Source organism: Xenorhabdus vietnamensis, from assembly GCF_002127535.1.
Taxonomy (GTDB): Bacteria; Pseudomonadota; Gammaproteobacteria; order Enterobacterales; family Enterobacteriaceae; genus Xenorhabdus; species Xenorhabdus vietnamensis.
This window is the reverse complement of sequence record NZ_MUBJ01000002.1, coordinates 160,002-175,730: the sequence shown is the minus strand read 5'-3', so window position 1 is coordinate 175,730 and position 15,729 is coordinate 160,002. Positions and strand designations below refer to the sequence as shown.

Sequence of the window (15,729 nt, the reverse complement as noted above, 5' to 3'; positions counted from 1 at the left end):
ACAACTTAATAGAATGTTGGCGCGTTTTTATACGTTACCATTGCTTTGGGTTTGGCTTTGACGACGACGTGGCGCGCCACCATTAAAATCATCGTTGCTGCGACCGCGGAAAGAACCACGCTCACCACCGCCACGACGTTCGTTGTTAAAACGGCGGCCACCATTATTATTGCCATTATTGCCGAAACTCTCACGGTCACGACGTGGGCCATTACCACCATTGCCACCGTTACCATTGCGGCCACCACGACGCTCACGGCGTTCAAATGGTTGTGCATCACCCATCAGCTGCATGTTCAGTGGTTTGTTCAAAATACGGGTACGGGTGAAGTGAGACAGTAATTCACCTGGCATCCCTTTTGGTAGCTCAATTGTGGAATGAGTTGCAAACAGTTTGATATTACCGATGTAACGGCTGCTGATATCACCTTCGTTTGCAATTGCCCCTACGATATGGCGAACTTCAACACCATCATCACGGCCAACTTCAATGCGATACAGTTCCATGTCACCTACATCACGACGTTCACGACGAGGGCGATCACCTCGGTCACTTCTATCACTTCTATCACTTCTGTCGTTTCTATCATTTCTGTCACGATCACCAAAACCATTGCCATTGCGACGACGGTCATCACGATCATTGAATTCACGACGAGGACGACGCACAGGATCTGGTGGCAGAATAAGTACGCGCTCACCCTGTGCCATTTTCAACAGAGCCGCTGCCAATGTTTCCATATCCAGTTCATCACCGGTACCCAACTTAGACAGCAATGCGCGGTATTGATCCAAATCGCTGCTTTCCAATTGTTGCTGAACATTAGCCGCAAATTTCTCCAGACGACGCTGGCTCAGAAGTTCTGCATTTGGCAGTTCAACTTCTGGAATCGTCAGCTTCATGGTGCGTTCAATGTTACGCAGCAAACGACGCTCACGGTTTTCGACAAACAACAGGGCACGGCCTGCACGGCCTGCACGACCGGTACGACCGATACGGTGTACGTAAGATTCAGCATCCATTGGGATGTCGTAGTTAACAACCAAACTAATGCGTTCAACATCCAGACCACGAGCAGCAACATCAGTCGCAATCAGAATGTCCAAACGACCATCTTTCAGGCGCTCAAGAGTCTGTTCGCGCAAAGCTTGGTTCATGTCACCATTCAGTGCCGCAGAGTTGTAACCGTTGCGCTCCAGAGTTTCTGCCACTTCCAACGTTGCATTTTTGGTGCGCACGAAAATAATCGCAGCATCAAAATCTTCTGCTTCAAGGAAACGTACCAGTGCTTCGTTTTTACGCATGCCGTAAACAGACCAGTAACTCTGGCTGATGTCAGGACGGTTGGTAACACTGCTCTGGATACGAACTTCTTGTGGGTTATTCATGAAACGACGGGTAATGCGGCGAATCGCTTCAGGCATAGTTGCTGAGAACAGAGCTGTCTGATGTTCAGCAGGGATCTGGCTCATGATGTTTTCAACATCTTCGATAAAGCCCATACGCAACATTTCGTCGGCTTCATCCAGTACCAGACCTTTCAGATTGGACAGGTCTAATGTTCCACGTTTTAAGTGATCTAACAGACGACCGGGTGTTCCCACCACAACTTGTGGCCCCTGACGCAAGGCACGTAATTGGACGTCGTAACGCTGTCCACCGTAAAGTGCAACAACATTCACATTGCGCATATGCTTGGAGAACTCTGAACACGCTTCAGCGACCTGTACCGCCAGTTCACGGGTTGGTGCTAACACAAGGATCTGTGGAGCTTTAAGTTCAGCATCAATGTTATTCAGTAAAGGCAAGCTGAATGCTGCAGTTTTACCACTACCCGTCTGTGCCATGCCCAGCACGTCACAGCCGTTCAGCAGGTGAGGAATACATTGTTGTTGAATAGGAGAAGGCTTTTCATAGCCCAAGCCTTCCAGTGCAGAAAGAATAGGGGCTGATAAACCTAAATCAGCAAAAGAGATTTCAGTCTCAGTGGTCATGTAATGGTGCCTCATTGATCATGGCGGCCAGTCTACATAACACAGTGAAAAGAATTTCTGTCATTTTCATTTAAAATGTGAACTGGCTCAAATTATGTTATTAAACGAACAAATAAGCCCCCACCTCTAAAGATGTGGACTTTAAAATCTGTCGTGAATATGTTCGTCAGCTATTGTTGGTTCGATTCCGATAAATCATCTTGTTTCTGGCTTAATAATGCCAATTCCAACAATGCATAGCGGTGCTCAACAAAGTGATGAACATTGTTAGCTACCGTCAGCTTGAATAACGCAGCTGCGCTATCCTCATCCCCCAGACTTAGGTAATGTTTACCTAAATAGAAGTCAGTTTCACTGAGATGCTCAGCGAGCGAAGTGTTATCCGTTGAGTCCTGTTGTAAACGCTCCATCAGTGTTTTTTCACTGATTTTGCCCAAATAGAATTCAACGATATTCCAGCCCCATACTTCCCGGCTCGCTTTGTCAAAATGGTACGACAAATTAGTCATTGCAACCTTAGGATCAATTTTCTCTTCCACCAGGTACAACCACAACGAACGGATGGGATCATTTGGATTGTCTTGATAAAACGCCTGCAGATCATCCTGCGCCAATCGATAACGGCCACCGTAATACAGTGAAATGCCGCGATTCATTCGCACGTACTTGTAAGTTGGATCAAGTTCTAAAACAGAATCAAACGCTTCATAGGCAGAATCAAAATTGCCTGCCTGCGTAAAATAAATTCCTAGATAATTAAAAATATCAGGAATATCAGGACGGATAGACAAAGCCACAGAAAAATCATTCTGCGCCAGCGCCCTCAGCCCAAAGCTATCATACAGCACACCTCGTTCATATAAAAGCTGTGCATATTCATCTTCTGTAAGTGAGCGACTCGCAAGTATTTGCTCCATGCGAGCCAGGATAACTTCTTGTTGCAATACCGACTGTAATGGAATAGCAAGAACTTCATTTTTACGCCACCCATTGCTGCTACATCCCACAATAAGAAAAATAGCCGCAACATAACACCAGCGCAGAAAAGAATTCATTTCCCACTCCCGAAGTCAGACATTAATCAGAATGCCCTGTTACTCCACCCACATTGTATATTTCAGGCTTCCTGCCCAAAATTAACTTTCTCTCATTTCCAGCTACTGTGAACAACAACTCGAAATTTATTGAGATAAACGGCGCCCTTTTTACAGGACGCCGCTCTTTACGTCAAATTTATTCTACTGATGATTCCGGTGACTGTTGTATTTCATCAGTCACGATCTGAGCTTCTTTCATGCTCAGGCGAATACGACCCTGACGGTCAATTTCCAACACTTTCACAGGAACTTCTTGCCCAATTTTCAGATGATCAGTGACTTTTTCTACACGTTTGTCCGCAATCTGAGAAATGTGTACCAGCCCTTCTTTGCCGCCACCGATGGCAACAAATGCACCAAAATCAACAATACGGGTAACTTTACCAGTATAAATACGACCAACTTCAACTTCAGCAGTGATTTCTTCAATACGACTAATGGCATGACGTGCTTTATCACTGTCAGTCGCCGCAATCTTCACTGTACCATCATCTTCGATTTCAATGGTGGTGCCTGTTTCTTCTGTCAATGCGCGGATCACGGAACCACCTTTACCAATCACGTCTTTGATCTTGTCTGGATTGATCTTGATAGTGTGGATACGTGGTGCAAATTCAGAAATATCATTGCGTGGGCTCTGAATTGCCTGCTCCATGACATTAAGGATATGCAGACGGGCACCTTTAGCCTGATTCAGAGCAATCTGCATGATTTCACGGGTAATGCCTTCGATTTTGATGTCCATTTGCAATGCGCTGACACCATCACGGCTACCTGCAACTTTAAAGTCCATGTCGCCCAGATGATCTTCATCACCCAGAATGTCAGACAGAACAACAAAGTTATCCCCTTCTTTCACCAGACCCATTGCGATACCTGCAACGGCAGCCTTGATTGGCACGCCAGCATCCATCAGTGCCAATGAAGCACCACAGACAGAAGCCATAGAAGAAGAACCGTTGGATTCAGTAATTTCAGAAACTACACGAACGGTATATGGAAATTCATTGATGCTTGGCATTACAGCCAATACGCCACGTTTCGCCAGACGACCGTGACCAATTTCACGACGTTTTGGTGAGCCGACCATGCCTGTTTCACCTACAGAGTATGGAGGGAAGTTATAATGGAACAGGAAGCGATCTGTACGCTCACCCATCAGTTCATCAATAACTTGAGCATCACGCTCTGTACCCAGTGTCGCAGCAACCAATGCCTGAGTTTCACCACGGGTGAACAGAGATGAACCATGAGTACGCGGCAGTACGCCAGTGCGAACGTCCAGAGCACGAACCATGTCTTTTTCACGACCATCAATACGAGGCTCACCACGCAGAACACGGCCACGAACAACATTTTTCTCCAGAACAGACAGAACTTCAAGAATTTCTGTTTCTTCCAGTTCAATGCCTTTTTCCGCAGATTCTGCCAGGATAATCGCAGAGACCTCTTCTTTGATGATATCAACCTGAGCGTAACGTTCCTGCTTCTCAGTAATGCGATAAGCATCACCCAGACGACTTTCAGCCAGTTCTGCAACGCGATCGTGCAGAGACTGATTGATAGATTCTGGTGACCAATCCCACTTCTCTTTGCCCGCTTCAGCGACCAATGCATTGATGTTATCAATCACAATCTGTTGTTGCTCGTGACCAAATACAACCGCACCCAACATTTGTTCTTCAGTCAGCAGATCCGCTTCGGATTCCACCATCAGTACCGCACCTTCAGTACCTGCAACGACCAGATCCAGACGGCTGTTTTTCAGTTCATCACTGGTTGGGTTCAGTACGTACTGATCATTGACGTAGCCAACACGCGCAGCGCCAATTGGGCCATTGAATGGGATACCAGACAATGCCAATACCGCAGAAGAGCCAATCATGGCAACAATATCAGGGTTTACTTGTGGGTTAACAGAAACGACTGTCGCGATGATTTGAACTTCATTCAGGAAACCTTCTGGGAACAGAGGGCGCAGAGGGCGGTCGATAAGGCGGGCAACCAACGTTTCACCTTCTCCCGGACGGCCTTCACGACGAAAGAAACTTCCCGGAATACGACCAGCAGCGTAAGTACGCTCCTGATAGTTAACAGTCAGAGGGAAAAAATCCTGACCTGCTTTGACTTTCTTTTGACCTACGACGGTTACAAATACCGCAGTGTCATCCATACTTACCATAACGGCTGCTGTCGCCTGACGAGCCATCATGCCGGTTTCGATGGTCACAGTGTGTTGACCATACTGGAATTTACGAACAATCGGATTTAGCAAAATAATGTTCCTTTGTTAGTGTTGTCGTTTTATAAAAAAGGACAACAATAGATTTTCTCTTCTTGCTACACCCTCACGACTAATGACAGTGCTCACTCCCTTAAGGACTCTCATTAGCCGCGCGAGTCACTGTAGCGGAAGAGGTTTAAATTTCAGAAACGGCAAAAAACGGTAAAAATAGTGTTTAAATCTCTCAATTCTAGTTTCTATTGATTCCGTTTCCTAGAAGAAAAGGGGCCCAATTAGGCCCCTTTCCACTGAAACACATCGATTAGCGACGCAGTCCCAGACGCTCAATCAGAGCAGTATAGCGTGCCAAATCTTTACTCTTCAGGTAGTTCAGCAGCTTACGACGCTGTGCAACCTTTCTCAGCAGACCACGACGGCTGTGGTGATCTTTTTTGTGCTCTGAAAAGTGACCTTGCAATTGGTTGATGTCAGCAGTCAGCAGTGCGATCTGAACTTCGCTAGAACCACTGTCGTTAGCGCCGCGACCAAATTCAGTAATAATCTGTGCTTTTGCAGCAGTACTTAGAGACATAGTATAACTCCAAATATGTAATTTAAAATGACAAGTGCCGATCTCTAATTCAGCAACTCATATATAGACGCGGTATTCTACGCTGCAAATAAGTGAAGCGCAAGACAGCACAATCATCGTCATTCTGTGCCCCTACTAGCCCCTACTAAATTTGCCTGCTTTAAATTCCTTGTCGGTTGATATCATTATTCGATTTCAGTTTCTTCAACAACCAGACGGCGCGGAGCCACTAAGCCATCATCATCAATCACCGCAATGCCGATGAATTTATTTTCATCTCCTTCGGTGACCCTCACCCATTCATTTGAAGTCAAATTATGTTTGCTTCGAACTGGCTGGCCTTGTTTAAAGTAAGACGCAACCACAGATGTTAAGTGGATGACAGGAAAATGAGCGACAGCGGTATCCATTGGTAGCAACAATGGATCAAGCAATTCCCACGCTTCAATTCCTTGATCTTCAGCCTGTTGTTTTAATTCATATAACTGCTCCAATGTTACCATTCTTTGATTGGGATAATTGGCAACCTGCAAACGACGCAAGTAAATAACATGGGCGCCGCAGCCCAAAAGTTCCCCTAAGTCATCAATGATGGTTCGAATATAAGTTCCCTTGGAACAGTGTATCTCTAATTCCAGCTCATTCCCTTCCCAGCGAATGAATTGTAATTCATAAACAGTGATAGAACGCGCTTCCCGCTCAACTTCAATCCCCTTACGGGCATATTCGTATAGTGGTTTTCCCTGATGTTTCAATGCAGAGTACATGGAAGGAACCTGCATGGTATCACCACGGAATGTATCCAATGCAGCATCAAGCTGAGATTCGGTGATTTTTACTTCACGTTCACTAATAATTGTCCCATGTGAATCCGAAGTATCCGTACGCTGTCCCAAACAGGCAATCACACGATAGCGTTTGTCAGAATCCAACAAGAATTGGGAAAATTTAGTGGCTTCACCAAGACAAATCGGCAACATACCTGTTGCCAATGGATCTAGTGCGCCAGTATGACCCGCTTTGCTGGCATTGAAAACCTGCCTTACTTTCTGTAACGCATCATTGGAGGAAATATCCTGCGGCTTATCCAGCAGCAGTACACCGTGTATAGCACGGCCTCTACGACGGCGTCCCATCATTTTTCCTCGTTATGATCCGCAGATGCGCGACGCTTCTCATCGTTTTTAACGACGTTACTGACCAAATTCGACATACGCATCCCTTCCACCAAAGAACTGTCATAAGAAAATGTCAGTTCAGGAATAACTCGTAAACGCATCGCTTTACCCAGCAGGGAACGAATAAAACCAGAGGCTTCGTTCAATGCCTTAATACCTTCTTTAACCATATCTGAATCATGCTCTTCCACCAGTACATTCAGAAAGGTTACAAATACTTTGGCATAAGCCAGATCGCGGGAAACCTCAACACCAGAGACCGTTGCCATTCCAATGCGCGGATCTTTGACTTCACGCTGTAAGATGATGGCAATCTCTTTTTGCATTTCCTGTGCAACGCGTTGAGTACGACTGAATTCTCTTGCCATTGCTATATCTCCTGACATTTTGGGGGGCATTAAGCCCCCCAAAGAATGGAATAAATCTATTGGATAGATAATGGTATTAATCGATGGAGCGTTTAATTTCAATTACTTCAAAGACTTCAATCATATCGCCAACGCGAACATCATTGTAGTTCTTCACACCGATACCACATTCCATACCATTACGGACTTCGTTAACATCATCCTTAAAGCGACGCAAAGATTCCAATTCACCTTCGTAAATCACGACGTTATCGCGCAGTACGCGGATCGGATTATTACGCTTGATAGAACCTTCTGTCACCATACAACCAGCAACTGCACCAAACTTCGGTGACTTGAATACGTCACGCACTTCAGCAAGGCCCATGATCTGTTGCTTGTATTCTGGTGCCAGCATACCGCTCATTGCCTGTTTGATTTCATCAATCAGGTTATAGATAACGGAGTAGTAACGCAGATCCAGACTTTCATTTTCGATGATACGACGTGCAGAAGCATCAGCACGAACGTTGAAGCCCAAGACAATTGCGTTAGACGCCGCTGCCAGTGTCGCGTCAGTTTCAGTGATACCACCCACGCCAGAACCGATGATTTTCACTTTCACTTCATCAGTAGACAATTTCAGCAGTGAGTCACAAATTGCTTCACATGTACCCTGAACATCAGTTTTCAGAACGATGTTCAGTTCAGATACCTTACCTTCTTCCATATTGGCGAAGATGTTTTCCAGCTTGGACTTATGCTGACGAGCCAATTTCACTTCGCGGAATTTACCCTGACGATACAGAGCCACTTCACGTGCTTTTTTCTCATCACGAACAACAGTCGCTTCATCACCCGCAGATGGAACATTGGACAAACCCAAAATTTCCACTGGGATAGATGGGCCAGCTGAGGTCACTTCACGACCTAACTCGTTACGCATCGCACGGATACGGCCATATTCGAAGCCACACAGAACGATATCGCCCTTGTTCAGAGTACCAGACTGAACCAGAATAGTTGCAACTGGGCCGCGGCCTTTATCCAAGAAGGATTCAATGACCACACCATTCGCCATGCCAGTACGCACAGATTTCAGCTCAAGAACTTCAGCCTGAAGCAAGATTGATTCCAGCAATTCATCAATACCAAGACCTGCTTTAGCAGACACATTGATGAACTGGTTTTCACCGCCCCAATCTTCTGGAATGATGCCGTATTGTGACAGTTCGTTCTTCACGCGATCCGGATCAGCTTCTGGCTTATCGATCTTGTTCACAGCAACAACAACTGGTACGTTGGCCGCTTTAGCATGCTGGATAGCTTCTATGGTCTGAGGCATCACCCCATCATCCGCCGCTACAACCAGAACAACGATATCTGTTGCCTTCGCACCACGTGCGCGCATGGAAGTAAATGCAGCATGGCCTGGAGTATCCAAGAAAGTGATCATGCCTTTTTCAGTTTTCACATGATACGCACCAATGTGCTGGGTAATACCGCCAGCCTCTCCAGAAGCCACTTTAGTGGAACGGATATAGTCCAGCAAAGAGGTTTTACCGTGGTCAACGTGGCCCATGATAGTTACAACTGGAGCACGATATTCTGCCAGGGTTTCACCTGTATCACGATCGCTCATCAGCGCTTCTTCCAGCTCGTTTTCACGACGCAGGATAACTTTGTGGCCCATTTCTTCGGCAACTACTTGCGCAGTTTCTTGATCAATAACTTGGTTGATGGTTACCATTGCTCCCATGTTCATCATGGTCTTGATAACCTGAGCACCTTTAACAGCCATTTTGTTAGCTAATTCAGCAACAGTAATTGTTTCACCAATCACGACATCACGGTTAACCGCGACAACAGGTTTAGTGAAGCTCTGCTGTAAAGAACTAGGCTTACGTTGTTTACCTTTATTACGACCCACTGCACGCGCTTCTTCGCGATCTGCTTTCGATTCAGAATGTTTGTTATTCTTCTTCTGGCGGGCTGCTTTGCCACCACGGGAGCGGGAACGACGCTCGCCTTCTACTTTGGCGTCATTTTCATCTTCCGCATCACGAGCATAGCGGGAAGTGGTTACGTGGTAGTCACTATTCTCATTGTTATCAGAGGAATCAGACCATTTGTCTTGATTCTCTTCTGCCATTTTACGCGCTTCTTCTGCAACACGCTTAGCTTCTGCTTCCACCTTACGGCTCATTTCTTCTTCAGCTTTACGTTTTAAATTTGCAGCTTCCGCTTCACGACGCGCTTTTTCATTTTGCGCGGCAGAGTCAGTCTGAACTGATTTTGGTTTGTTTTCGGTATGTTGCTTAGTCACTTTTTCTTTTTCCACCGCCTCACGCTGAGACAGTTTAGCCTCTTCACGTTTGGCTTTTTCTTCTGCTTCACGTTGAGCGCTCTCTTCTGCTTCACGTTTCGCCTTTTCTTCAGCTACACGTTTAGCTTGCTCTTCCGCGGATTTTTTCGCTTCAGCTTCAAGCCGCGCCTTCTCTTCTACCTCGCGCCGAGCCTGCTCTTCCACTTCACGCTTCGCCTGTTCTTCCGCTTTGGCCTGTTCAACGGCATCGCGGTTTACATATGTGCGTTTTTTGCGGACTTCAATCGCTACCGATTTACTTTTGCCACCGGTGCTAGGAACATTCAGTGTACTGCGCGTTTTACGCTGTAGTGTCAATTTACCTGGCTGGCCGCCAGAACCGCCTTGTTCGCGGTTAAGATAGGCCAGCAAAGCTTCTTTTTCTTTCTGGGAAACAGAGTCAGTTGCGGTTTTATGAATGCCAGCATCAGCGAATTGCTGGATTAGACGTTCTTCCGATGTCTGGATCTCTTCTGCCAGTAATTTTACGGTTACCTCTGTCATTCTGTTCCTTCCTGCTACAGTTTATTTATGCATCATCGCCAAACCAACAGATATTACGGGCTGCCATAATGAGTTCTCCTGCTTTCTCATCATTCAGTCCTTCGATATCAGATAAGTCGTCGATACCCTGCTCGGCAAGATCTTCCAGAGTGCAGATGCCACGGGCAGCCAGGTCAAACGCCAAAGTACGCTCCATGCCAGGTAAATTCAATAAATCTTCGGCAGGTTGCTGATCACCAAGACTCTCTTTCTGAGCCAGTTCCAGCGTCGTCAAGGCCGCTTTAGCGCGTTCACGAAGAACTTCAACAGTATCTTCATCAAGACCTTCTACTGCCAGAAGTTCATTGATTGGCACATAAGCCAATTCTTCCAGTGTAGAGAAGCCTTCCTCGACCAATACGGTGGCGAAATCTTCATCAATGTCGAGATGCTTAGTAAATGTATCAATAGAAGCATGTGCTTCTGCCTGATGTTTTGCTTGTAGCTCTTCCGCAGTCATGACATTCAGCTCCCACTTGTCATCACCACGATGCTTTTTCAACAGCTGTGCCGCCAGACGAACGTTTTGACCATTACGCCCAATCGCCTGAGCAAGATTACTGTTTTCTACGGCAACATCCATTGTGCAGTTATCTTCGTCAACCACAATAGATGCAACATCCGCCGGAGCCATTGCATTAATGACAAACTGCGCAGGGTTATCGTCCCATAGCACGATGTCAATTCTTTCACCGCCCAGCTCGCTGGAAACGGCCTGTACCCTTGCACCACGCATACCGACACAAGCGCCAACAGGATCAATACGCTTGTCGTTGGTTTTCACTGCAATCTTTGCACGGGAACCTGGATCACGGGCAGCAGCTTTAATCTCAATGATCTCTTCGCCAATCTCAGGCACTTCAATGCGGAACAGCTCAACCAACATCTCTGGGCGAGAGCGAGTGATGAAAAGCTGTGCGCCACGCGCTTCAGGGCGAACATCATACAGTACACCGCGCACGCGGTCACCCGGACGAAAGTTTTCCCGTGGCAGCATATCTTCACGCAAAATGACCGCTTCAGCATTATTACCTAAATCTAAGGTAATGTTTTCGCGGTTCACTTTTTTGACCTGACCGGTAACAATTTCGCCTTGCTGTTCACGAAATTGATCAACAACCATCGCACGCTCAGCTTCACGTACTTTCTGTACGATAACCTGTTTTGCCGTTTGTGTCGTGATGCGGTCAAAAGTCACTGATTCAATTTGATCTTCAATATAACCACCCAGTTCAATCTCTGGGTCGTCATATTTTGCAGCTTCCAGTGTGATTTCGCGCGTTGGCTGAGTTACTTCGTTTACGGCTAACCAGCGACGGAAGGTATCAAAATCACCTGATTTACGATCGATGCAAACGCGAACGTCGATCTCCTGCTCATACTTTTTCTTGGTGGCTGTCGCCAGTGCAATCTCTAATGCTTCGAAGATTTTTTCGCGAGGGAGAGATTTTTCATTAGAAACCGCCTCCACAACAGCCAGAATTTCTTTATTCATCCTAGTTGCCTCATCCGAACTTTAAAAGTGGGGTACCAGGTTCGCTTTCTGGATGTTGCTCAGTGCGAACACTTCGTCTTTTCCATCCACCGTAACCGTAATCATTTCACCATCAACAACCTTGATGATACCTTGCCATTTGCGACGGTTCTGCATTGCCATGCGTAAAACCAAGCTGACTTCTTCACCCATAAAACGCTGGTAATGTTCAGCCTTAAACAGTGGACGCTCAAGCCCTGGTGAAGATATTTCCAGGTTATAAAGCACTGAAATAGGATCTTCAACATCAAGCACTGCACTGACCTGGTGGCTAACATCAGCACAATTATCAACAGTGATACCCTCTTCACTATCAATATAGACCCGCAAAGTTGATACACGAGCGCGAATAAACTCCAGGCCAACTAATTCAAAACCTAAAGCTTCAACTGGTGCTGAAATCATCTCTGTTAATTTTTGCTCTAATGTGGACAAGCCCACCCCCAAGACATAAAAAAAGGGCTATATTAGCCCAGTAGTTCTGCTGTCAAATAACAAAAAACCCCGATACTCGGGGCTTTATGCAACTGGACCCTGTTTACTGCCAGTGGTCTCAACCAGCTTCTTTACTATACTTTTCAAAGCAACCTAACAAATCAGGATCGATGTCTCAATGGCTGCTGAATTATTACTATCGAAAAGATATATGTTATTAAGAAGTGGTTGCGGGAGCCGGATTTGAACCGACGACCTTCGGGTTATGAGCCCGACGAGCTACCATGCTGCTCCATCCCGCGTTCGAAAACGTGGCGAATCTTACGCTTATAATACTAAAAACGCAAGTTTCTAGATTAATGGTGCCGAGGACGGGACTTGAACCCGTACGCCCGTTGTTTAGGCACTACCACCTCAAGGTAGCGTGTATACCAATTTCACCACCTCGGCACTGATTCATAGGATTGTTATTTTAATGATTATTTATATAACAATTAAAAACAATACTGTTAAAACCAACAACCCTATTTCAATTCTGTTACTGAAAGTTACTGTGGGATATCACTATTTGGTTTTGATGGCGTTGCCGGAACTTCTGTATGTTTTTCAACTTTTACAGATTCGACAAGGTTATCCCATTTACTACTGGAACCAGTCTTGTTGCTGGTCATGTTACCCAGAATCAGACTGATAACAATAAATAGCGTTGCAAAAACAGCCGTCATACGGGTCATGAAGTTACTGGAACCCGATGAACCAAACAGTGTATTAGAGGCACCCGCGCCGAAAGAAGCACCCATATCAGCACCTTTACCCTGCTGTAGCAGAACCAGAGCAATTAGCCCGATACTAACCAGCAAGAATATACCTAAAAGAGCTTCATACATATGTTGTACCCGTTTCCTCGTGGGGTTTACCACAATTTCGTAGCGACGTTGTATTGCATCACCCGCTCACAAAATTAGAAAAATTAACTTATTGAGCGGGTTTGAATACTAACCAAAGCGTATCAGACACGCAAGACTAATTTCAAATACTGGATCTGTTCGAATGAAAAATCAACAAATCACCCGTTTTTTCTCACTGTATCAGCGATACGATGTGCCAATGCTGTGACTTGTTCTTCATCTTCACCTTCTACCATTACGCGAATCAATGGCTCTGTACCTGATTTACGTAACAGAACACGACCGCGGCCATTCAATTCAGCCTCAACTGATTTTACGGCTTCCCGCACTGATTCTGATTGTAGGGGATCAGTCTTACCCGCAAAGCGAACGTTTACCAAAATTTGAGGCAGAAGTTTCATGCCACTGCACAGGTCATGCAGACTCATATTATTACGCACCATTGCGCTCAAGACTTGCAATCCAGCAACAACTCCGTCACCTGTTGTAGTTTTGTCCAGCAAAATCACATGGCCTGAGTTTTCTGCGCCCAAACGCCAGCCTTTTTCCTGCAATTTCTCCAATACATAGCGATCGCCGACCTTCGCACGTTCAAATGGAATACCAAGCTGTTTCAGTGCTAACTCAAGCCCCATGTTGCTCATCAACGTACCTACTGCTCCGCCACGTAACTGACCTTGTCTCAAGGCTTCACGTGCGATGATATAAAGGATCTGATCGCCATCAACTTTTTGGCCCAGATGGTCAACCATGATGATACGGTCACCATCACCATCAAATGCCAGACCAACGTGAGCCTGCTCTTCCAGTACACGCTTTTGCAATAGACGAACATCTGTTGCACCACATTCTTCATTGATATTGATACCATTAGGCTCACAACCAATCATAATAACATCTGCACCCAGTTCTCTAAGAACATTCGGAGCAATATGATAGGTAGCACCATTGGCGCAATCTAAAACAATTTTCAACCCATTTAAACTTTGCTCACTGGGAAATGTCCCTTTACAAAATTCAATGTAACGACCCGCCGCATCAACGATCCGATTTGCACGCCCTAACTCAGCAGATTCCACACAAGTCAGAGGTTTTTCCATTTCTGCTTCAATTGCTTCTTCAACATCATCAGGTAATTTAGTTCCATCAATGGAGAAAAATTTAATACCGTTATCATAGTAAGGATTATGGGAAGCGGAAATGACAATACCAGCTTCTGCACGAAAAGTACGTGTCAGATATGCCACGGCAGGTGTTGGCATAGGGCCGGTGAAAGATGCTGATAATCCCGCGGCGGCTAACCCCGCTTCCAGTGCAGATTCCAACATATAACCTGAGACTCGGGTATCTTTGCCAATGATGATTTTGCGAGAACCATGACGCGCCAAAACTTTTCCAGCAGCCCAGCCAAGTTTCAAAACAAAGTCAGGCGTAATTGGGGCATTACCCACTTTGCCACGGATACCGTCAGTACCAAAATATTTACGGTTACTCATAAATTTCTGTTTCCTTTCCTGAAATTATCTCTCTGCTCACAGCGAATTTTTGCTGACATTATGTTCTTTACACGTGTTGTATTTTACAAACACCATATTCTTTTCATGATGCCCCATAATCCTTGCAAGCCATGTTGGCAGACCGTGTTGCATGAACGACTTGCATTGCCTGAACAGTTTCTTTCACATCATGTACACGGATAATCTGGGCACCTTTCATAGCTGCAATTACAGCACAAGCAACACTTCCTGTCGTGCGCTCTTGCGGTGGTACATCAAGCAGTTGACCAATCATAGACTTACGAGACATTCCCGCCAGAATCGGTAAACCTAAATGATGGAATTCTTGTAAGCGAGCTAATAATTGATAATTATGCGATAAGTTCTTACCAAAACCGAACCCAGGATCAAGAATCAGATTGTTTTTTGCGATACCCGCAGCAACGCAGCGTTCAATTTGCTGTATAAAAAATGTTTTTACTTCCGATAAGACATCTTCATAATGAGGTGCAGTTTGCATCGTATGGGGTTGCCCCTGCATATGCATCAAGCAGATCGGCAAGCCACTTTGTGCTGCCACATCAAGTGCTCCGGGTTCCTGCAATGCGCGAATATCATTGATAATATGAGCCCCAGCTTTGGCTGCTTCCCTCATGACAGCAGCTTTTGAGGTATCCACAGAGATCCAAGTATCAAAGCGCTGTGCCAGAGCCTCAATCACCGGAACTACTCGATCTAATTCTTCCTGCTCATTCACCTCACCTGCTCCAGGGCGCGTTGATTCTCCCCCCACATCAATAATGGTTGCTCCCTCTTCAATCATCTTAGAGGCATGTTTCAATGCTGTATCAAAGGTATTATAAGTTCCGCCATCAGAGAAAGAATCGGGAGTAACGTTCAAAATTCCCATCACTTGTGGATGGGAAAGATCGAGGGTACAACCTCTGGCTGTCAGTTTCATCGTGAGGTGCCTTAATATCAAAACCCCAGGACAAGCCTGGGGTTTAATTTAAGA

General features: G+C 45.7%; 13 protein-coding genes and 2 tRNA genes. All 15 read right to left on the bottom strand.

The window, feature by feature from the left end; genetic code table 11:
• Nucleotides 1–27: 27 nt before the first annotated feature.
• Nucleotides 28–1,995 carry a DEAD/DEAH family ATP-dependent RNA helicase gene (locus Xvie_RS02925; protein WP_139838797.1) on the bottom strand — a complete coding sequence of 656 codons (1,968 nt, stop codon included), beginning with the start codon at nucleotides 1,993–1,995 and terminating at the stop codon, nucleotides 28–30.
• Nucleotides 1,985–2,059 carry a hypothetical protein gene (locus tag Xvie_RS25080; protein WP_223281609.1) on the bottom strand — a complete coding sequence of 25 codons (75 nt, stop codon included), beginning with the start codon at nucleotides 2,057–2,059 and terminating at the stop codon, nucleotides 1,985–1,987. Before Xvie_RS25080 ends, Xvie_RS02925 begins: the two co-directional genes overlap by 11 nt.
• Before the next feature lie 106 nt (nucleotides 2,060–2,165).
• Nucleotides 2,166–3,050 carry a lipoprotein NlpI gene (gene nlpI / locus Xvie_RS02920; RefSeq protein WP_086107879.1) on the bottom strand — a complete coding sequence of 295 codons (885 nt, stop codon included), beginning with the start codon at nucleotides 3,048–3,050 and terminating at the stop codon, nucleotides 2,166–2,168.
• Between the two features lie 178 nt (nucleotides 3,051–3,228).
• Nucleotides 3,229–5,367 (bottom strand): polyribonucleotide nucleotidyltransferase, encoded by a 2,139-nt coding sequence (gene pnp, locus Xvie_RS02915; protein WP_086107878.1) that lies wholly within the window; start codon nucleotides 5,365–5,367, stop codon nucleotides 3,229–3,231.
• Nucleotides 5,368–5,638: 271 nt separating this feature from the next.
• Entirely contained in the window at nucleotides 5,639–5,908 is a 270-nt protein-coding gene (gene rpsO, locus Xvie_RS02910) for a 30S ribosomal protein S15 (RefSeq protein ID WP_086107877.1), read from the bottom strand.
• Between the two features lie 185 nt (nucleotides 5,909–6,093).
• The gene (truB, locus tag Xvie_RS02905; protein WP_086107876.1) at nucleotides 6,094–7,044 is read right to left on the bottom strand and encodes a tRNA pseudouridine(55) synthase TruB; all 951 of its coding nucleotides are present in this window, start codon (nucleotides 7,042–7,044) and stop codon (nucleotides 6,094–6,096) included.
• The gene (gene rbfA, locus Xvie_RS02900; RefSeq protein ID WP_086107875.1) at nucleotides 7,044–7,454 is read right to left on the bottom strand and encodes a 30S ribosome-binding factor RbfA; all 411 of its coding nucleotides are present in this window, start codon (nucleotides 7,452–7,454) and stop codon (nucleotides 7,044–7,046) included. Before rbfA ends, truB begins: the two co-directional genes overlap by 1 nt.
• Nucleotides 7,455–7,530: 76 nt before the next feature.
• Nucleotides 7,531–10,302 (bottom strand): translation initiation factor IF-2, encoded by a 2,772-nt coding sequence (infB, locus tag Xvie_RS02895; protein ID WP_086107874.1) that lies wholly within the window; start codon nucleotides 10,300–10,302, stop codon nucleotides 7,531–7,533.
• Between the two features lie 25 nt (nucleotides 10,303–10,327).
• Complete coding sequence (gene nusA / locus Xvie_RS02890) at nucleotides 10,328–11,836, bottom strand: transcription termination factor NusA (protein ID WP_086107873.1); 1,509 nt, start codon at nucleotides 11,834–11,836, stop codon at nucleotides 10,328–10,330.
• 21 nt (nucleotides 11,837–11,857) lie between these two features.
• Nucleotides 11,858–12,310: a ribosome maturation factor RimP gene (gene rimP / locus Xvie_RS02885; RefSeq protein ID WP_139838795.1), complete on the bottom strand. Its 453-nt coding sequence runs from the start codon at nucleotides 12,308–12,310 to the stop codon at nucleotides 11,858–11,860.
• Nucleotides 12,311–12,535: 225 nt separating this feature from the next.
• Nucleotides 12,536–12,612 (bottom strand) — tRNA-Met (locus Xvie_RS02880).
• Nucleotides 12,613–12,670: 58 nt separating this feature from the next.
• A tRNA-Leu gene (locus tag Xvie_RS02875) sits at nucleotides 12,671–12,760 on the bottom strand.
• Between the two features lie 98 nt (nucleotides 12,761–12,858).
• Nucleotides 12,859–13,197 (bottom strand): preprotein translocase subunit SecG, encoded by a 339-nt coding sequence (secG, locus tag Xvie_RS02870; protein WP_086107871.1) that lies wholly within the window; start codon nucleotides 13,195–13,197, stop codon nucleotides 12,859–12,861.
• Between the two features lie 179 nt (nucleotides 13,198–13,376).
• Nucleotides 13,377–14,714, bottom strand: coding sequence for a phosphoglucosamine mutase (gene glmM / locus Xvie_RS02865; RefSeq protein WP_086107870.1), 1,338 nt, complete (start codon nucleotides 14,712–14,714; stop codon nucleotides 13,377–13,379).
• A 103-nt stretch (nucleotides 14,715–14,817) separates the two neighbouring features.
• On the bottom strand, nucleotides 14,818–15,675 hold the full coding sequence (gene folP, locus Xvie_RS02860) for a dihydropteroate synthase (protein WP_086107869.1): 858 nt from the start codon (nucleotides 15,673–15,675) through the stop codon (nucleotides 14,818–14,820).
• Nucleotides 15,676–15,729 lie beyond the last annotated feature (54 nt).

Coding starts and splice junctions, on each gene's coding strand:
- nlpI (WP_086107879.1), bottom strand. CDS start 3,050: ATGAATTCTTTTCTGCGCTGGTGTTATGTTGCGGCTATTTTTCTTATT.
- rpsO (WP_086107877.1), bottom strand. CDS start 5,908: ATGTCTCTAAGTACTGCTGCAAAAGCACAGATTATTACTGAATTTGGT.
- nusA (WP_086107873.1), bottom strand. CDS start 11,836: ATGAATAAAGAAATTCTGGCTGTTGTGGAGGCGGTTTCTAATGAAAAA.
- glmM (WP_086107870.1), bottom strand. CDS start 14,714: ATGAGTAACCGTAAATATTTTGGTACTGACGGTATCCGTGGCAAAGTG.
- truB (WP_086107876.1), bottom strand. CDS start 7,044: ATGGGACGCCGTCGTAGAGGCCGTGCTATACACGGTGTACTGCTGCTG.
- infB (WP_086107874.1), bottom strand. CDS start 10,302: ATGACAGAGGTAACCGTAAAATTACTGGCAGAAGAGATCCAGACATCG.
- Xvie_RS02925 (WP_139838797.1), bottom strand. CDS start 1,995: ATGACCACTGAGACTGAAATCTCTTTTGCTGATTTAGGTTTATCAGCC.
- folP (WP_086107869.1), bottom strand. CDS start 15,675: ATGAAACTGACAGCCAGAGGTTGTACCCTCGATCTTTCCCATCCACAA.
- secG (WP_086107871.1), bottom strand. CDS start 13,197: ATGTATGAAGCTCTTTTAGGTATATTCTTGCTGGTTAGTATCGGGCTA.
- rbfA (WP_086107875.1), bottom strand. CDS start 7,454: ATGGCAAGAGAATTCAGTCGTACTCAACGCGTTGCACAGGAAATGCAA.